The sequence below is a fragment of the Peribacillus sp. GL_122 genome (genome assembly GCF_057835005.1).
In genome coordinates this window covers 3,598,698-3,618,482 of the sequence record NZ_CM174415.1, presented here as the reverse complement: position 1 = coordinate 3,618,482, position 19,785 = coordinate 3,598,698, and the positions used below count along the sequence as shown (strand labels likewise).

Here is a 19,785-nt window from a genome sequence, read left to right as displayed (position 1 = left end):
AAAGTTGTTTCTAAAGCATAATCATATTATTATGAAATTTAGATACAGATTTAATGGGAATACATATCGTTCACTAAACAGTATGCATACAAAATGGTGTTTCGTTGACAAACCCAAGCAGATTTGAAAAAATAATAAAAAGTCGATTGTATTGGCGAAAGTATTGAGGTGAAGTCTTATGCTATCCGATAAGATAAAATTAACGGCTAAAGATATTCTTGAAAAAGATTTTAAAACAGCCATGCGCGGTTATAAACCTGAAGATGTGGATCAATTCCTGGATCTGATCATTAAAGATTATGAAGTGTTCCATCAGGAAATCGAAGATCTTAAACAAGAAAATCTTAAATTGAAAAAACAAGCCGCCGAAGAGAGTACAAAACGTCCAAATCAACCTGCTCCAAGTGCCACTCCGGGAACCACTAACTTTGATATCCTTAAACGGTTATCCAACTTGGAAAAGCATGTTTTTGGTAACAAGCTTTTTGACTGAGATTTTGCATTGTAAAAAGTGAAAATTATTTTGGTATTGTTTTTTCATGAGTAATGGAGTATAATCAATTATGTTATGTTAACGTTTGGGTAATTGCTGCTGCATTTATGCAGTAGAGGAAAGTCCATGCTCGCACGGACTGCGATGTCCGTAGTGTTCGTGCCTGGCGAAAAAATAAGCTTGGGCAGCAATCTTGGATTGCTGACGGCTGGGAAAATGCCTAAGTCCTTTTGGATATGGCATGAATACCTATAAAAGTGCCACAGTGACGTAGCCTTTACAGAAATGTAAAGGGTGGAACGAGGTAAACCCCACGAGCGAGAAACCCAAATTAATGGTAGGGGCGCTTTCTTCCTTGGAATTGAACGAGGAGAAGGACAGAAGCATATGCTTCTGTAGATAGATGATTACCGCCGAAGTACGAGACGCGAGTCGCTTGCAGTACTGAGGAACAAAACATGGCTTACAGAACGTTATCATATTACACCAAAAGCACAACTCTCCTTTTAAAAGGGGAGTTTTTGTTTATGGAGATTGCCTGATTATAAAAAGATTGGGCATTTCCATTTATTTTTCGTTTTCTGAAACACCGCTGTGTTAAACTAAGAACTTGGCAAGTTTTTCATTCCATTTCGAAAAGTGTCAAGCGGAAAGAAAAATGGGCTTGAATGAAGTCAGTCGGTAACGTTTTAAAAAATAGTGTCGGAATGTAAAGCATTTCCTTGATTCTGGGTATCCTATTTTTAAAGGTTCCTTAACTCTTCTGTTAACCCTAAAATGAAGGTATCAAGACGGAAAACTTCAAATTTCAGGCTAATGAATGGGAAGCATACATAATTGGTTTTGATGATTTCAATCATATGATTGCAGCGTGTATCTTAAGGTACATGGATAATTGAGTAGTGCTGTATTTAATTATTGAATGTTCTCGCTACATGATCATGAAATAAGCTAAGCAAACAATGAAGAATTCTAACTGAAATATAAAAAAGCGGTGGACCTTTTAAATAAGGTTTACATGTAAAAAATCAATGCCTGATTCTTAAATACATAAATGAAGAAATTCGGGAAAAGGTGCCATTGATTTGGATTAATGGAAAGAAGGTGCAAGATTAATGAAACAATTCGATATTATCGCAACATCAGCAATGGGATTGGAATCAATTGTTGCCAAGGAGGTTAGGGATCTTGGTTACGATTGTCAAGTCGAAAATGGTAAAATCACATATAAAGGCGACCAATCCGCCATTGCCCGCTCTAATTTATGGCTGCGCAGTGCCGATAGGGTGAAAATTAAAGTCGCGGAATTTAAAGCATATTCATTTGATGAGTTGTTTGAAAAAACAAAGGCATTGAATTGGGAAGATTACTTATCAGCCGATGTAGAGTTCCCTGTGAGTGGAAAATCCGTTAAGTCAAAGCTTTACAGTGTCCCTGATTGTCAGGCTATTGTCAAAAAGGCGATTGTTGATAGATTGAAAAGTAAATATAAGCAAGTGTCTTGGTTTGCAGAGACTGGTCCTTTGTTTAAAATTGAAGTGTCTATTTTAAAAGATGTAGTGACACTTACCATAGATACTTCAGGTGCAGGTTTGCATAAACGGGGATATCGGACAGGGCAGGGGGAGGCACCCCTTAAAGAAACATTGGCGGCTGCCTTGATCATGCTGACCAATTGGAAACCGGATAAACCTTTCATAGATCCATTTTGTGGATCTGGAACGATTCCCATCGAGGCAGCCTTAATTGGGCAGAACATAGCACCTGGGTTTAACAGGGAATTCGTATCTGAAACCTGGGCATGGATGGACAGCAAGGTTTGGGATGAAGCACGGATTGAGGCTGAAGATTTAGCCGATTATGATCAGTACTTGGACATAACCGGTTGTGATATTGACCATCGAATGGTCGATATAGCTAAAGCGAATAGTTTTGAAGCGGGTCTTAGTGATCTGATTGAATTCAAACAAATGCAGGTGAGGGATATCTCGACAAGGAAAGAGTATGGTGTCATTGTCGGGAACCCGCCTTATGGAGAACGTCTTGGTGAGAAAAAAGAGGTTGAGCAGATGTATAGAGAAATGGGTCAAGCCTTCAAGAAGCTTGATACATGGTCAGTATACATGATTACCTCAAATCCTGACTTCGAACAGCATTACGGTAAGCCTGCAACGAAAAAAAGGAAATTGTTCAATGGTTTCATCCGTGCTGACCTTTATCAATATTGGGGGAAAAGGCCGCCAAGACAGCCTCAAGGTGAATAAGTAGGTAGAATATAGCGGAGGATTTTGTTGGTCAGGACGATTTATTCATAATAGGTTCCAGTCTTGCTTATCATTTCCTTTTCTGTTATTCTAATAATGAATTATTTTTGTTCAGATTTAAGGAATACCTTAATATTCTTTTGAGCAAGGATAGTAATATAATGTGTGGAGAACACACTAGGAGGCAACAAAAATGGAACAAGGTAAAGTAAAATGGTTTAACGCAGAAAAAGGTTTTGGATTCATCGAACGTGAAGGTGGAGACGATGTATTCGTACATTTCTCAGCTATCCAAGGCGAAGGTTTCAAAACACTTGAAGAAGGCCAAGACGTTACATTTGATGTAGAACAAGGTCAACGTGGACCACAAGCATCAAACGTAAACAAAGCTTAATTCAACCCTATATTATTTACAGACAGGCTCTCTTTTGGAGCCTGTCTTTTATTTTACGAATCGGGCAACCAGGCAGCATACATAGAAAAACAGACATAATACGCTTCATTTCTGATGGTTGGTAAATATCTTGACTATTAATATGAAATAAAGGATAATATACTTTTGCCTAGATAAGTAATGATTCGGATACTATATACTGATGATAGATAAAAGGGGAGACCATGATGCTTAAAACACTGCCTTTTTCGGTAACAAAGGAAGATTCTTTTTACGATAAGCTTTCAGAATGGATCGGTGATGTTTTTTACGATATTCTTCCCGAAAAAGGATTTGAGCTGCGTGACGAACAAATCTTCATGGCTTTTCAGTTAGAAAAAGCCTTTAAAGAAAAGAATGTAAGTTTTGCTGAAGCAGGGGTAGGGACCGGTAAGACTTTGGTCTATTTACTATATGCGATTTGTTATGCGAGATATACGAATAAACCTGCAATTATTTCATGTGCGGATGAAACGTTGATTGAACAGCTTGTCAAAGAGGAAGGCGACATCCAAAAAATCAAGAATGCTTTAGGTATTGAAGTGGATGTTAGGCTTGCCAAGTATCACGATCAATATGTATGTCTTAAGAAATTGGATTACGCAGTGAATCATGAAGATTCAGAGGGAATAGATCAGCTATATGATGAACTTCCCAAGTTTGTCCATGATAACTCATCCATGAACGCCTATACAGCGTATGGGGACCGTAAACAGTATCCATATTTAAATGATGAAGACTGGTCTAAAGTTGGCTGGGATCAGCTCCAAAACTGTTTTACTTGTGATAAACGCCATCGTTGTGGGCAAACCCTATCACGGGACCACTACCGAAAATCAAGTGATTTGATCATTTGTTCACATGACTTCTTCATGGAGCATGTATGGACTAAGGAAAAGCGTAAGCGAGAAGGACAGTTACCATTGCTGCCTGATCATAGCTGCGTTGTCTTTGATGAAGGTCACCTATTAGAGTTTGCTGCTCAAAAGGCTTTAACTTATAAAGTTGGGGAACAGACCCTTGCTTCGGTTTTAGAATTGCTTACAGCCAATCAGGTTCGTGAAGAAACGTTATACATCATTGAGGATTTAATTGATATCAATGAAGAATTTTTTGATTTGTTGGATGAAAAGGCGATACATGTCAGCGGATCTAATCGTTATGAAATTCCGATGTCCAAAGAAATTACAAGCTTCGCTCAAAAGCTTCACAAAAAGGTTGAAGAGTTAGAGGAGAACCTTGTTTTTGAAGCGGAAATGTACACGATCAATGACTATGATTTAAAAGTGACGGAAGAATATTTAGAGCAGCTGGGCTACTCCCTTTCTCTATTTGTGAAGGATGAACAGGCCGTTTCCTGGTTTGAAGAAAATGAAATGACCAAAACATTGGTCATCATGCCAAGGCTTGTACAGGATATTTTGTCTGAACAGGTATTCTCTAAAAAAATCCCTTACATTTTTTCATCTGCAACATTATCGGATAATAAATCCTTCCAATATATTGCAGATAGTTTAGGGATAGAAAAGTATGACAGCTTCTCCGTTGAATCACCATTTGATTACGATGAAGTCATGAAAATGAACATGCCGGTCTTCGAAAATGGAGATCAAATGGCAAAACTTCAATATACGATGAAGACAATCGAGGAAAATGAAGGTCGAACACTAGTGTTATTTCATTCGAAAGAAGAGTTGCATTGGTTCAAGGAAAACTGCCCAATATCTTCTTATCCATTTTATTTTGAAGGGGAAGCGGAAATCAGCGAGCTTGTTAAGAAGTTCCAAGAGGATGAGCAATCTGTCCTTTTCTCCTATCATTTATGGGAAGGGCTTGATGTTCCAGGTCCTTCATTACAAAATGTAGTGATACACTCACTTCCATTCCCGCCACGCGATCCAGTTTTCGAGGCCAAACGCAACTCGGTTACCGACGCATTCGAAGAAGTGGATCTTCCATACATGCTCCTTCGGTTGCGCCAGGGAATAGGGCGATTGATCAGGACGAGCAATGATTCGGGAACAGTCCAGATTTTGACTGAAAAGGATCTTTCGGAACAGGTGAAAGAGAAGATAGTATCCATTCTTCCTGTAACGCTTTAACTAAAGTCCAATCCAAAATAAGAGCCAAGGTGCCCCTTGGCTCTTATTTTATTTTAATTTATTAATCGAAGTGGTTCTGATATGAAAGATTTTTGTATAATATGGTAAAGTGTAGTTGGAAGGAGCAGTGAATATGAAAAAAAAGGGTATAGATCTGATAGAAAAAGAGTTTAGAGAATATGTAAAGAAAATCTCGGCCTATAATGAAGCTCTCGCGTTAATTTTTTGGGATTTGCGTACAGGTGCACCGAAACAGGGAGGTGAGCAGCGTTCCGAAGTTATCGGCGTGCTTTCCTCCGAGGTGTTTAATATGAGCACAAGTAAAGAAATGGAATCCTTCATTGCAGAACTTTCGCTGGAGAAAGCCACTCTTAGTGAAACGACGAATAAAATGGTACAAGAGTGTAAAAAAGAGTTTGAAAGGAATAAGAAAATTCCTGCCAAAGAATATAAGGAATTCGTCATTTTACAATCGCGTTCTGAAAGTGCATGGGAAGAGGCAAGGGAAAAAGCTGATTTTTCATTATTTCAACCTTATCTGGAGCAAATTGTAGCTTATACCCGTAGGTTCGTAGAGTACTGGGGATATGAAGGGACGAAATATAATACCCTTTTAGATATGTATGAACCTGGCATGACCGTAGATATACTTGACAGCGTATTCAGTGAGCTTCGGGCGAGGATCGTTCCATTGGTAAAACAGATTGCCGAAAGCGAACATAGACCTGAAACAGCGTTCCTTTATAAAGAATTTCCAAAAGAAAAACAGCATCAACTTAACTTGGAAATTTTAAAACAGCTAGGATACGATTTCAAGGCTGGCAGGCTGGATGAAACAGTTCACCCTTTTGAAATTAGAATAAACAGGGGCGATGTCCGGGTGACGACCCGATACGATGAAAATGATTTTAGGGGGGCAATCTTTGGTACCATCCATGAATGCGGACATGCCATTTATGAGCAGAATATCGCCGAAGAATTAACTGGAACACTTCTCGATGGCGGGACATCAATGGGAATCCATGAATCACAATCATTGTTTTTCGAAAACTTCATTGGACGGAACCATAGCTTCTGGAAAAATAAATTCTCCTTATTAAAAGAATATGCTCCCGAACAATTCAATGATGTGACACTGGATGAATTTTACCGGGGAATTAACGAATCAAAACCATCGTTCATCCGTATTGAAGCAGATGAACTGACGTATCCTCTACATATTATGATTCGGTATGAACTGGAAAAGGCTCTCTTTAATGGAGAACTTGAAGTGAAGGATTTACCGGAAGTCTGGAATGAAAAATACAAGGATTATTTGGGAATTGTGCCCGAAAATGATGCCATGGGCGTGTTGCAAGATGTGCACTGGGCAGATGGCAGCTTTGGTTATTTCCCTTCTTATGCATTGGGATATATGTATGCAGCCCAAATCAAGCAATCGATGCTTAAAGATTTGCCTGATTTTGATGGCCTGTTGGAAGCGGGTGATATTGCTCCAATTAGGAAATGGCTTAATGAAAAGATACATAAATACGGAAAAACAAAAAAGCCTCTTGAGATTTTGAAAGAAACGACAGGAGAGGGCCTGAATGTTCAGTATTTAATAACGTATCTTGAAAATAAATATAAAGAAGTTTATAAAATCAAATGAATTAATAGAAGAAGGACTTGGTTTAAATGCCAAGACCTTCTTCTTTTTTATGGGTCGCTACAAAAGTGACGTGTATGATACCAGTAAATGGAACATGAAGATGGAGTGATTTTTTCTTTTTGAGAGGAAAATCCCTGTTATTTAGGCTTTGTGATTTCGCAATTTTCTAATAATACGAATGATGATTTAATTTTTTAAATGAAAGTTCGGTTTTTATCAAAAATTACTTTTCAAATAGAGCCAGCGTTGTTATAATTCATATATTAATAAAATATAAAGTTTCACTCGTATAATAGCAGGGATATGGCCTGCAAGTTTCTACCGGATTACCGTAAATAATTCGACTATGGGTGAGTAATAGATCTTGTTGCATAATGAAGGCTTTTGCTGATTCATTTTTCATTCATGCCCAAGAAGTATTGCTTCACTCCAAAAAAGTGTCGCAATGTTTCTTGGGCTTTTTTATATGCCGGGAAATGATTGCGTGGTTTATGGGTCAATAATCATCCAACTTTGGGAGGAACCTTCATGCAACTTTTAAAGGAAAAAATCTTGTCCGAGGGTCAAGCTTTATCAGAAGATATCTTAAAAGTAGATTCATTCTTAAATCATCAAATGGATCCTATACTAATGAAAGAAATTGGTAAAGAATTCGTAAAACGTTTCGAACTAAAGGAAATAACGAAAGTGCTGACGATTGAATCTTCAGGCATTGGACCTGGTTTGATGGCCGCGTTGGAATTGGAAGTTCCGCTAATTTTTGCCCGTAAACGTAAATCACTTACTTTAACAAATGATTTAGTGTCCGCGTCCGTTCATTCCTTTACAAAAAAAGAAACCAATACTATTACGGTTTCCAATAAATATATTGAAGCTGGAGATAAGGTTTTGATCATCGATGACTTCCTTGCGGTCGGTCAGGCAGCCAGGGGCTTGGTGGAAATCTGTAGGCAGGTTGGAGCAGAAGTGGCCGGAATCGGCATCGTGATTGAAAAGGCATTCCAAAGTGGTGGTAAGGATCTTAGGGAACAAGGTTTTCAAGTCGAATCACTTGCGAGGATTGCTGAGTTGAAATTCGGTGAGATTACGTTCGCCGAGGAAATGGAAGGAGCAACCGTCAATGTCTAATCAATCACCTTTAAAGGTTGCTTCCTTAGGATTACAACATGTCCTTGCCATGTATGCCGGTGCAGTCGTCATTCCATTGATTGTCGGTGGGGCGCTGGGATTGACTGCAGCGCAGTTGACTTATTTAGTTTCAATAGACATTTTGATGTGCGGGATAGCAACTTTATTGCAAGTGTGGAAAAATAAATTCTTTGGAATTGGGCTTCCGGTCGTCCTAGGCTGTACATTCACAGCAGTTAGCCCGATGATTGCAATTGGTACGCAATATGGAATCAACTCCATTTATGGATCTATATTGGTGTCGGGATTGATCGTCGTTATCATTAGTAAATTCTTCGGAAAACTGGCAAGGTTTTTCCCACCCATTGTCACTGGATCGGTCGTTTTGATTATTGGCATAACGCTCATTCCTGTTGCCATCAACAATCTTGGTGGAGGTCAAGGTGCTGCTGATTTTGGAGACTTGAATAATGTAGCTCTTGGTTTTGGAACTTTGTTATTCATTATATTCATGTATAAATTCTCATCGGGATTCGTACGCTCCATTTCTATTTTATTGGGGCTGTTAGTCGGAACATTTGCAGCTTTCTTCCTTGGAAAAGTGGATTTTAGCTCAGTGGTCAGTGCCACTTGGCTGCATATGCCTCATTTTTTCTACTTTGGAGCGCCGACATTTAACGTCACGGCGATCATTACGATGACATTGGTGGCGATCGTCAGCTTGGTGGAATCGACTGGTGTTTATTATGCCCTTGGTGAAATCACGGATAAAGAGATATCAGAAGACGATCTGGCTCGCGGATATCGTGCTGAAGGTCTGGCCATCATGATTGGCGGTTTATTTAATTCGTTTCCGTATACGGCATTTTCACAAAATGTCGGATTGATTCAATTGTCAGGCATTAAAACAAGGAATGTCATATACACAACAGCGGGCATTCTCATTTTCATAGGATTTGTTCCTAAAATTGGTGCATTCACGACGATTATTCCTTCCTCCGTGCTTGGCGGTGCAATGGTTGCAATGTTCGGGATGGTAATTGCCGCTGGAATTAAGATGTTGAGCAAAGTGGATTTTGCTTCTCAAGAAAATTTATTGATCATCGCTTGTTCAGTAGGTATGGGACTTGGTGTGACGGTCGTTCCTGAACTATTTGCGCAAATTCCGGAAAGCTTTCAAATCTTAACGGAAAACGGTATTGTAGCCGGAAGTTTGACAGCCATTTTCTTGAATATCGTCTTTAACATCGTCCCTACAAAAGGGAAAGTGAAGGAAGCTCGTATTGAAGGGCAAAAAGTAGCCTGATTAAAAATAGATTCGGTAAACTTGATAGATTCAACCATTTAATGCCCAAAATCCTCAGGTGATGAGGATTTTAGGCATTTTTTCATTTATGCCGAAGCAAATCATTGATAATGAAATTGGAGTTTTGTCAGATAAAAGGAAACTCTCTTCACTTTTTGAATATATTGATAGTATATGTTCAGGAAAGTAGTGATAGGGATGGAGAAAAAATATTGTATTCATTGTCGAACCATTTTAAGCCAGGAGTTTAGGTGCAGCGTTTGTGGAAAAGAGGAGTTTCAAAATATCATTATTCAAGTTCAAAATCAATCTTCTGTAAAGAAAGAAGAATGAAAGCGCCCCCTTACCGATTTTAGGTAAGGGGGTTTAATATTTCATGATTACATTTCGATCATCAAGATGATATGAGGAGTACCTACGCCTTTTAATGACATGGGTAGATGGATTGCTTCATGAAACCCATACATTTTGGGCGTCCATATTGGCATGACAGGGGATATCCGTGGGAGAATAATGATTGAGTGAACAAACGGGGATGCATGAGCAATTTAGGTGAAAGCATGTTTTGCATGCCGTTAGAAGGTGAGATGCTAGAATCTGGATTCCTGTTCGAAAGGCTGTTTTATGTTTAGGCTTTGTTAAAGATTAATGTTGATTTTTGAACAAATAAAAGAGACCACCTAATAAGTGGTCTTCTTTAGTGCATCCGCACCTGTTAGTTCATTAAAGAATCGCGCCCTTTTCTTGAATAAGCAAGAAGCTCATATTAGCCGGTATTGTGGAGGCAATTAACTTATTCTTGCTGGTAATGTTAAATATCGTAGAAGAGTGAGATTACTTTGGATCAACTATTGTTTGATTAAAGTTATTCGTTAGCTCAAAGAAAGATCTGTGTAAACATCTCTCGATCCTCAACTAACGTCACCTTTTTGAAGAAAAAATGGATTACTCTTCTCTTGCCTATTTATAATGAATAACATTTCAAGAATACCAATAAAAAGCATAATCAGTCATAACTGAAGAATCACCCAACTGATGTAACATAGCTGAAATATTCCCTCTATGATAGGTTCCATGATTCACAACGTGTAAGACCATTTCAGATATACTTGTTTCTCTTAATCCTGCCCATGGATTATCCAACATTATTCTCCTTTCCATATCTTCCTGTCTGTTCAAAAAGGATTTAAACCGAGATGTTAAAGTGTGAAATTCCGTTTCTAAGTCTTCAATGGGCATTTTCTCAATCTTTTCTTGAATTTGAAATGAAGATTGCATTGCTTCATTCATACTCTGACCCTCGAGGGTATTAAGCCATCCATATTCCACCAAATAGAGATGAGATAAAACCTTTGAAACAGAAGAAAAGACACTTTTCATTTCCTTTTGATATTTCTCAGGAGAAAGTGTCTTAAGATGATCAATAATCCGTTGATTTGCCCATACATGATAGTTATATAGATTTTCTACATGATTTGCCATACAATCGCCTCCTTATCATCACGTTTTTTAATATTCTTTATCAGAATGAATTATTCCTTTAAATATTATTACTTATCTTATGAGATCTTCAACTAAATGGCCCAATTGTTGAACAAAGGTCAAAGCAATCTTCAACTAACCTGCCCCGTTAGTTCATCAAGAAAATCAACAACATCCTTTAACAGAGCCTATGTTTAAAGAGAAAGGAATAACGGACTTAACGGCCACGATGGTTCCATTTAACACTATTGTGATTATAGCGTTGATTCCATTTTCGTTCCTCCGCTTGTATGATCATGTTCTCTATGTTATCAATTTCTTAGTCTTTTTCATCTAGTTTTTTAAGAAAAAAGAAAAAATATTCTGAACCATCAATAAATATGACCGTTTATCGATAGGGCATAATTGATATCCTGGTGGGTATATTAACCATATCATGAATAATAAGGGGTGCAATCATGCCGTATTTATTATCTGCATCACATATAAAGCTGCCACATTTACTTTCTCAGGAGAAAATCATGGAATTTTCGAGAGAAATATTTGGAGCCTCATTTAAGAATATAGAACGGTTACTTAAAGCCTTTAAGAATGGACAAGTGGAAAATCGATATTTTTCTAATGATCTTGATTGGTTTAAAGAGGATCATTCTTTTGCTGATCGGAATGATTTATATATTCAACAGGCAGTCAAGTTTGGGAAAGAAGCTATAGAAAAATGCTTAGCCAACACAGAATTTTTAAAAGAAGAACTGCAGGCAAACGAGCTAGATGCTTTCTTCTTTATCTCAAGCACGGGTATTGCTACCCCGACCATTGATGCCAGGATAATGAATGAACTTCCATTTAGCCCGCATGCTAAAAGGATTCCGATTTGGGGACTTGGCTGTGCAGGGGGAGCAAGTGGCCTATCGCGTGCATTTGAATATTGCCAAGCATACCCCACGGCGAAGGTCATTGTTTTATGTGTGGAGTTATGCAGTCTGACATTTCAAAGGAATGATATCTCCAAAAGCAATTTAATTGGAACTTCTTTATTTTCTGATGGAGTAAGCTGTGTTTTGGTTTGCGGTGATGAGGTGCCTGATGAGCAATTTTCCAAAAAAGCAAGACATCTGCAATTTTTGAATTCGCAATCCACGCTAATGCCGAATTCATTGGATGTAATGGGTTGGGATGTTAAAGATCAAGGTTTATATGTGATTTTTTCAAAAGATATCCCTACAATCATCAAAGATTGGCTTAAACCGAATGTTCAAGAGTTCTTAATGGAGAATGGATTCGATCTCAGTGATATAAAAGATTTCATTGCTCATCCTGGAGGCAAAAAAGTAATTGATGCTTATCACGAAGCCCTCGGGTTCGATGAAAGCATGACGGCAGAGTCAATGAGCGTATTGAGGGAATTTGGTAATATGTCCTCAGCAACTATTTTGTACGTCCTGGAGAGGTTCATGCAGCGTGGCGGGAATAAAGATGAGGTGGGCTTGGCTGCTGCATTGGGGCCTGGGTTTTCGTCTGAACTTGTGTTAATGAGGTGGAAGTGATGATCTTTGCCATTTTCATTATTTTGATCGCTATACAGCGCATGTTTGAATTATATATCGCCAAACAAAATGAAAAACAGTTAAAGGCTGCAGGAGCAGTGGAATATGGTGAGTCCCATTACAGTTGGATGGTTCTAATGCACCTTAGTTTTTTTATTGTTCTCATTATTGAAGTGGTCGTGCTTGAAAGGGATGTGTCTGGACTTTGGCCAATTTGGCTGACCCTTTTTCTAATAGCACAGTCAGGCAGGATTTGGGTAATCCGTTCATTGGGAAAACATTGGAATACAAAAATCATAGTGGTTCCTGATGCCGATGTAGTCATTAAAGGTCCCTATAAATATTTCAAACATCCGAACTATATCATAGTGGCAACTGAGATAATAGTTATTTCTTTATTATTCAATGCATATTATACTGCTGTCATCTTTAGTTTATTGAATGTTTGGATGATGACGGTAAGAATCCCATTGGAAGAGAAAGCATTAAAGGAACATACGGAATATTCTACGGTTTTTAAGGGAAAATAATAAAAAATGTTAATTTCTTATTGAAAACGATTATCGTTCGTGATAAGATTCTAAATGAAGATGAAAATTATTCTCATTCGGATTTCGATAAATTTATTTTAATAACTAATAACTAAAAGCTAATCAATATATAAGAGGATGGTGTTGGTAATGGTTTGGGTATTCATTTTATTGACAATCGCTACATATGGTTTTGTGATGAAACATGTATTGAATAATATTCAAAAACCGGCAAAGGCTGTAAAACCTTATACCGAGTCACCAATGGAAAACCGAACTGCTTTTAACCCCACCCCTACAACCAGGTAAACATCCTGGTTTTTTTTTGCATTCAAAGTCAATATGAATAAAACTGCATGAATCCACCAATCGGTGGTTTTTTTTTGAACATGGCCAGTAATGAATCATATAGTAAAAATAAAGCTGATGGTATGAATAACAAACGAAATCGTTTACAATAAGAATATCAAAATGACGATAGATTAAGGGGTATGGATTCATGATTCAAGAAACATTAAAGCAACAGTCCAAATTGGGGATTTTGACTGCCATGTATGAGAAATTTCAATCGGCAGGTGATACAGGAAATGCGGATAAACTAAAACAGTTAATCATGAAAGTGAATAATGAAGAGTTCATCATTGCTTTTTGCGGGCATTTTTCAGCGGGGAAATCTAGTATGATCAACTTTTTCCTCGGTGATCAAGTATTGCCTTCAAGCCCGATTCCAACAAGTGCAAATACGGTAAAAGTCCAAAAAGGGGAAGACTATGCCAAAGTCTTTTACCATCATCAACCACCAGTCTTATTTCCTGCACCTTATGATTTTAAAGAGGTCAAGAAATTTGCCAAGGATGGAGATTCAGTATCGGCAATAACGATAAGTTCCAATGATTTTTCACTGCCGGATTCATGCGCGATCATGGATACGCCAGGAATTGATTCGACAGACGATGCACATAGAGTTTCTACGGAATCTGCCTTGCATCTAGCTGATGTAGTATTCTATGTCATGGACTACAATCACGTCCAATCAGAAGTGAACTTCCTATTCACGAAAGAATTGTTAGAGGCTGAAAAACCGACATACTTAATTATCAATATGATAGATAAGCATGATGAGAACGAGCTTAGCTTTCAAGACTTCAAGCTTTCCGTTTCTGAGGCATTTGCGAACTGGAATGTATATCCTGATGGTATTTTTTATACATCCGTAAGAGACTTGAACAATCCTGAAAATGAAATAGAAGTGGTCAAGCAATTCATATCTGATATTGCGGGCAAAGGTCTAAATGATGGGAAAGATGCCATCATGCAATCGGCTAATGCCCTGGTCGAAAGGCATCTTAATTGGCTGAAAGAGCAGTATGAAGAGGAACATGCCGATGATTTTGAAGTATTATCAGAACTTCCATATGAAGAGCGAATACACCTGACGAATCAGGTGGACAGCCTATTGAAGGAAAAAAAATCATTAACTGGACGTATAGAGGAAATCAAGGTCCAATATGCTGATGCATTAGAAACCATTTTGAAAGGTGCATACATCATGCCCGCGGCAACACGGGACCTAGGTAAATCTTTCTTGGAATCGGCTCAGCCGGACTTTAAAATGGGTCTATTATTTGCCAAGAAAAAAACGGATGCCGAACGTGAGGCACGTATTAAGGCGTTTTTGACCGATTTACAAGAAAAGGTGAAGACCCAGCTTGAATGGCATCTTAAAGAACTAGCCGTTAAAACGCTTAACCAAGCGGAGATTCATGATTCAACACTTGAAAGTAAGGCTCAGGCACTTCAGATCGAGGTAACGGAATCTTACATAAAAAACTCTTTGAAGCCTCAAGTAGATATTACGGGTGAATACGTTTTAAACTATACGAATGACTTGGCATCAGCCATCAAAAAGAAAGCACGTGATGTATCAGAAGGATTTTTGAATAATATGGTTACCGTTATGGAAGGGATAGTAGAACAGCAGTCCATATCCATCGATAAGGAACTTGAAGGTTTTTCCGAATTTGCGGAAGCCCTTAAAGTTACTGCTGCGATGAACGCGGAAATCGAGTACCAAACGGAACGATTAGAAGCCATTGCTCATCAAACTGAATCATTAGTCGAAGAGCGCGATATCGATATGCTTTTAACTCAATGGAATGAAGAGGAAAAAAATATTACAGTCAAAATCATGAAAACCGATACAGGAAGTAATTCAAGGTCCGTCAACGAACAACTTGAAACGGATCATGATAAAGAAAACAAGGAAGCTGTACCTTCCGTGACTGTTTCTTCATCTGATGCTACTGATTTACGCGGAAAAGAAAAGCTGATGGAGACTGCAACGAGTTTACAACAGGCTGCCAAGCTAATTCAACCTTTGAGAGGGTTTCAATCACTTTATAAAGAATTGAAAGAGAAGGCAAATCGCTTGGAACAGCAGACGTTCACGGTTGCGCTTTTCGGTGCATTCAGTGCGGGTAAATCTTCCTTTGCCAATGCGTTGATGGGAGAAAGCGTCCTTCCTGTTTCACCAAATCCAACAACTGCCGCAATCAACAAAATCATGTCTTCAGACGCTGAGCATCCACATGGAACGGCAACCGTCAAATTAAAGACGGAAGCGATGCTGTTGGAAGATGTAAGCCTGGCCTTGGCAGCTTTTGATAAATCGGCAAAAACTCTAGATGAAGCACTTCAACTGGCAGGACAAATCATTGCCAAGGCGGGGGAAGTTGATAAGGGGAAAACGCATTTATCCTTTCTAAGGGCTTTTCATCAAGGGCTGCCGGAGCACCAAAATGATTTAGGAAATGTGGTTACGGTAGATCTTGAAGGATTTAAACGTTTTGCTGCAGAAGAGTCCAAGTCATGTCTTGTTGATCTGATTGAATTGCGTTATGACTGTGAAATGACTAAGCAGGGGATGGTCCTTGTTGACACACCTGGGGCCGATTCAATAAATGCACGACATACAGGAGCAGCTTTCGAATATATTAAGAATTCGGACGCCATCCTATTTGTGACCTATTATAATCACCCATTTTCACGGGCAGACAGGGAGTTCTTGATACAACTTGGACGTGTGAAAGATTCTTTCGCTATGGATAAGATGTTTTTCATCGTCAATGCCGTCGATCTGGCACAAACCACTGACGAATTGGACGAAGTGATGGATTATGTCACAGATCAATTGAATGGATTCGGAATCCGTTTTCCAAAACTGTTCCCGCTTACGAGTAAGGGAGCATTGATGGAAAAACAAACGCCTGGTTCATTTAAGCATTCGTTCCTTCCTAATAGCGGAATCTCGGAATTCCAAGGTCAATTCGATTCTTTCATAGAAAACGATTTAACGGGACTTGCGATTGAATCGGCTCAAGCTGCTGTAAAAAGAACCGAAGAACTGCTACGAGATGTAATTACAGCTTCAAGGCAGGATGAGAAAGCGAAACGAAATGCACTGGAGACCCTTTCTCATGAGGCACAGTCCATTTCGGAACTGCTCTCAGTCATTAAAGGGGATGCCGAAAAGCAACGTTTGAAAAAAGAGATAGACGAATTGACTTTTTATAGTAAACAACGGGTCTTCTTCCGGTTTAATGATTTCTTCAAAGAATCGTTCAATCCGGCTGTTTTAAAGGATGATGGAGGCGATCTGAAAATTGTCCTCAAGCAATCTATGAAGAACTTATTGGATGCTTTAGGCTTTGACCTTGCCCAGGAAATGCGGGCAACGGCTTTAAGGACGGAAATGTTCGTAAATAAATTACTGAATGAGAAACAAAGCAGTTTGCTTTTGCAAATGCAAAAAATAAGAAGAAACCTTTCATTACAGCCATATGAACCTAATGAGAGGGAGTCCCTTGAATTTACAGGAGCTTTTGCCCAATTAGATACGGGGGAATTCAAAAAGGAATTGGCATTATTTAAGAATCCAAAATCTTTCTTTGAAAAAAATGAAAAAGCGAAAATGAGCGAAGGGCTTCAGAAGCGTTTGGATGATCCTGCCCTTGTATATGTAAAAGAACAGGGCGGACGGATTTTCGAAATGTATAATGAAGTCCTCGATCAAGAGTTACTTGCGATTCAAAAAGAGTTTAAGACGGAAATATCGGATATCTTTGCAGGTTTACGTGCAGCATTGGAGGAAACGGTCGATTTACCGTATTATGAAAATGCCGTAGCGGAATTGGCTAAAATGCATTCAAAATAGAAACGAGGTCTCGTTCATGAAAGAAAACCTTATTTCACGATTGAGATACCTGGAAAAGAAAGAAGATATGACCATTTTGATGGCTGCTGTTACTGGCAGCCATTCTTTTGGTTTATCATCCGGCCAATCAGATTACGATGTTCGGTTTATATATGTTCATAATGATAAGCGTTCATACCTTAGCTTGAGTCAGCCAGTTGAAGTCATTCAAATGAAAGAAGACCTATTTGACATGGAAGGCTGGGATTTATTTAAATCATCACGTCTTATCTTAAAAAGTAACCCTGCTCTATTTGAATTATTTCAGTCGCGAATCAAGTTGATTACGCATCCGGATTATTATAGGAAGATGAATCGATTGATAGCTGATTGCTATTCCAAAAAGGCACTGGGGCACCATTACTATCGGATGATGAGCGACAATCTTCAACAATTGACAAAAACAAGGGGGGCCGAAAGAAAAGAACTAAAAACATGGGTACAAGTATACCGTTCGTATTTAATCCTTGAATATATTATCCAACTGGGTTCGCTGCCACCTTTGTCGGTATGGGAATTACTTGATTTGGTTTCAATTGATCAAGAATTGAAAGACAGGATTACCCGGATATTTAAAGCAAAACAAATGGAGGAATATATAAGCAACAATGAAAGTGAAAAGAATCTTTCGATAATAGAAGGGAAATCACTTTCCTTAAAGAATGAGATAACTAGGCTACATCAAGGAAAGAAGATGGAAACGGAGCTTAATGAATTAATTTGGACCATTTTGGAATAGGGGGTTTTTCAGATGAGTTTTATAATTGAAAAAGAAGAGCTGTTGCCGATGTTGAATTCTCAAGATATCAGAATTTGTGACTGCCGCTTTCAGCTAGGTTCTCCTGATGCGGGGTATAATGAATACAAAAAAGACCATATTTCCGGCGCTGTTTATTTCGATCTTGAAAAGGACTTATCGGGGCAGGTTCAAGAACATGGCGGAAGACATCCTCTTCCTGACCTGGAAACCTTTAAATATAAATTGGAATCAAATGGAATAACCAATGATACGGTACTTATTGCTTATGATGGCGGGGAAGGTTCTTTTGCTTCCAGGTTTGTCTGGCTGCTCAGCTATCTTGGGCATCAGAAAGTTTTTGTTCTTAACGGGGGCTTTCGCGCCTGGAGGGATAATGGCTATCCAATTGACTCGAATCAAACGAAATATGTGCCAACAGAATATCATATCGATTTAAATGAGTCCGTTTTTGCATCTTTTCAAACAGTGAAGGATTACACTATGAATAGGCCTGACGACGATCTCGTATTAATGGATTCAAGGGAATCTAAGCGCTACGAGGGAATCGAGGAGCCGATTGATAAAAAAGCCGGACATATACCTGGTGCAGTAAATAAGGTGTGGACGAACGTTCTCGAAAATGGCTATTTTAAAAAGAAGGAAGATCTTCAGTCGAGTTTTACAGGCATCGGTAAGGATAAGGAAATCATTGTGTACTGCGGTTCAGGTGTAACGGCATCACCCAATTATATCGCCCTGAAAGAAGCTGGCTTTAAAGATGTGAAGATTTATATTGGCAGTTTCAGTGACTGGATCTCGTATGATGATAATCCAATTGAATAATATTTTTTCCAATTAAACGATCCTTAAAAAAGGGGACAGTTATGTTAAAATGGAAGTACATCATGATAGAGGTGATAATGTGTTAATGAAAGAAAACGAGCAGCATCCTTCCTTTATGCTTGTCGATGGGATGGCGCTTTTATTTAGAGCTTTTTATGCAACGGCAGTTACTGGTCAATTCATGATTAACTCAAAAGGCATCCCGACTAATGCCGTTCAAGGTTTTTTGAAGCATATGCTGACGGCGGTGAATCACTTTTCACCTAGTCATGTAGCGGTGTGTTGGGATATGGGCAGCAAGACTTTCAGAAATGAATTATTTGATGGATACAAGGCTAATCGATCAGAAGCTCCAGTCGAAATGATCCCTCAATTCGGCCTAGCGAAACAAGCGGTTGAAGCATTTGATATCCCTAACATAGGGCTCTCTGGATATGAGGCGGATGACTGTATCGGGACAATTGCCAAGGCATCTGCCCAACATAGCCGGGTGGGTATATTGACTGGCGATCAAGATATGCTTCAGTTAATAGATGAAAACATTTCCGTGCTATTGTTAAAAAAAGGATATGGTAACTATGAAGTTCATAATCCCGATAGCTTTTTTGAATGGAAAGGTATCACACCAAGACAAATGATCGATTTAAAAGCTTTAATGGGTGATACAGCTGATAACTATCCCGGAGTTAAAGGAATTGGGGAGAAGACAGCGTTGAAATTATTGATCCAGTATCAAAGTATCGAAGGGATTCTTGAAAATGTTGCTTCATTGACGAACGGGCAGCGGGCTAAAATTGAATCCGCCGTCGATATGCTTCATTTATCCAGAAAGCTAGCAGAAATAAAATGTGATGTACCAATTTCATGTTCTTTGGACGATGCGGTCTATCAGTATGATAGCGAGAAGGTCAAAAATCTGGCTAGGGATCATGAATTCAGGGCTTTACTGCGAATGATTTAATACTATAAGCGGAGCTTCCAATGGGAGCTCTTTTATTTTGTATGGTGATTTTTT

Annotated in this window: 15 protein-coding genes, 1 other RNA gene and 1 riboswitch; of the genes, 15 read left to right on the top strand and 1 reads right to left on the bottom strand. The window is 38.7% G+C overall.

The annotated features are described in order from the left end of the window. Positions 1–178: 178 nt before the first annotated feature. From gpsB to AC3ISB_RS17375, 8 genes are all read left to right on the top strand, one after another. Positions 179–493 (top strand): cell division regulator GpsB, encoded by a 315-nt coding sequence (gene gpsB, locus AC3ISB_RS17410; RefSeq protein WP_098370729.1) that lies wholly within the window; start codon positions 179–181, stop codon positions 491–493. A gap of 81 nt (positions 494–574) precedes the next feature. After that, an RNA gene (gene rnpB, locus AC3ISB_RS17405) (RNase P RNA component class B) lies at positions 575–964 on the top strand. 644 nt (positions 965–1,608) lie between these two features. Further along, positions 1,609–2,757, top strand: a complete 1,149-nt coding sequence (locus AC3ISB_RS17400; RefSeq protein WP_480338699.1) for a THUMP domain-containing class I SAM-dependent RNA methyltransferase — start codon at positions 1,609–1,611, stop codon at positions 2,755–2,757. 193 nt (positions 2,758–2,950) lie between these two features. After that, positions 2,951–3,151, top strand: a complete 201-nt coding sequence (locus tag AC3ISB_RS17395; RefSeq protein WP_034307871.1) for a cold-shock protein — start codon at positions 2,951–2,953, stop codon at positions 3,149–3,151. Between the two features lie 224 nt (positions 3,152–3,375). Next, entirely contained in the window at positions 3,376–5,292 is a 1,917-nt protein-coding gene (locus AC3ISB_RS17390; RefSeq protein ID WP_489273786.1) for an ATP-dependent DNA helicase, read from the top strand. Between the two features lie 133 nt (positions 5,293–5,425). Next, positions 5,426–6,943, top strand: a complete 1,518-nt coding sequence (locus tag AC3ISB_RS17385) for a carboxypeptidase M32 (protein ID WP_489273785.1) — start codon at positions 5,426–5,428, stop codon at positions 6,941–6,943. Positions 6,944–7,208: 265 nt separating this feature from the next. Beyond that, a riboswitch (purine riboswitch) is annotated at positions 7,209–7,310 on the top strand. 161 nt (positions 7,311–7,471) lie between these two features. Further along, positions 7,472–8,071, top strand: a complete 600-nt coding sequence (locus AC3ISB_RS17380) for a xanthine phosphoribosyltransferase (RefSeq protein WP_489273784.1) — start codon at positions 7,472–7,474, stop codon at positions 8,069–8,071. Next, positions 8,064–9,377, top strand: a complete 1,314-nt coding sequence (locus AC3ISB_RS17375; RefSeq protein ID WP_141993534.1) for a nucleobase:cation symporter-2 family protein — start codon at positions 8,064–8,066, stop codon at positions 9,375–9,377. The genes AC3ISB_RS17380 and AC3ISB_RS17375 overlap by 8 nt, the downstream gene beginning before the upstream one ends. Before the next feature lie 981 nt (positions 9,378–10,358). On the opposite strand, the gene AC3ISB_RS17370 is transcribed toward AC3ISB_RS17375, so the two are convergent. Further along, positions 10,359–10,859 carry a DinB family protein gene (locus AC3ISB_RS17370; protein ID WP_489273783.1) on the bottom strand — a complete coding sequence of 167 codons (501 nt, stop codon included), beginning with the start codon at positions 10,857–10,859 and terminating at the stop codon, positions 10,359–10,361. A gap of 458 nt (positions 10,860–11,317) precedes the next feature. Between AC3ISB_RS17370 and AC3ISB_RS17365 the strand changes: the two genes are divergently transcribed. The 7 genes from AC3ISB_RS17365 to AC3ISB_RS17335 all read left to right on the top strand — a co-directional run bounded on the left by AC3ISB_RS17365 (position 11,318) and on the right by AC3ISB_RS17335 (position 19,731). Further along, positions 11,318–12,406 (top strand): type III polyketide synthase, encoded by a 1,089-nt coding sequence (locus AC3ISB_RS17365; protein ID WP_141993532.1) that lies wholly within the window; start codon positions 11,318–11,320, stop codon positions 12,404–12,406. Then, positions 12,406–12,936, top strand: coding sequence for an isoprenylcysteine carboxyl methyltransferase family protein (locus tag AC3ISB_RS17360; protein WP_144552456.1), 531 nt, complete (start codon positions 12,406–12,408; stop codon positions 12,934–12,936). The genes AC3ISB_RS17365 and AC3ISB_RS17360 overlap by 1 nt, the downstream gene beginning before the upstream one ends. A 144-nt stretch (positions 12,937–13,080) precedes the next feature. After that, positions 13,081–13,245 (top strand): hypothetical protein, encoded by a 165-nt coding sequence (locus tag AC3ISB_RS17355; RefSeq protein ID WP_179891026.1) that lies wholly within the window; start codon positions 13,081–13,083, stop codon positions 13,243–13,245. Positions 13,246–13,435: 190 nt separating this feature from the next. Next, a complete protein-coding gene (locus tag AC3ISB_RS17350) occupies positions 13,436–17,149 on the top strand; it encodes a dynamin family protein (protein WP_489273782.1) in 3,714 nt (1,237 codons plus the stop codon). A gap of 16 nt (positions 17,150–17,165) precedes the next feature. Then, positions 17,166–17,927, top strand: a complete 762-nt coding sequence (locus tag AC3ISB_RS17345; protein ID WP_489273781.1) for a nucleotidyltransferase domain-containing protein — start codon at positions 17,166–17,168, stop codon at positions 17,925–17,927. A 12-nt stretch (positions 17,928–17,939) separates the two neighbouring features. Then, complete coding sequence (locus AC3ISB_RS17340; RefSeq protein WP_480338702.1) at positions 17,940–18,770, top strand: sulfurtransferase; 831 nt, start codon at positions 17,940–17,942, stop codon at positions 18,768–18,770. Positions 18,771–18,855: 85 nt separating this feature from the next. Further along, the gene (locus AC3ISB_RS17335; protein ID WP_489276960.1) at positions 18,856–19,731 is read left to right on the top strand and encodes a 5'-3' exonuclease; all 876 of its coding nucleotides are present in this window, start codon (positions 18,856–18,858) and stop codon (positions 19,729–19,731) included. The last annotated feature ends 54 nt before the right edge of the window (positions 19,732–19,785 follow it).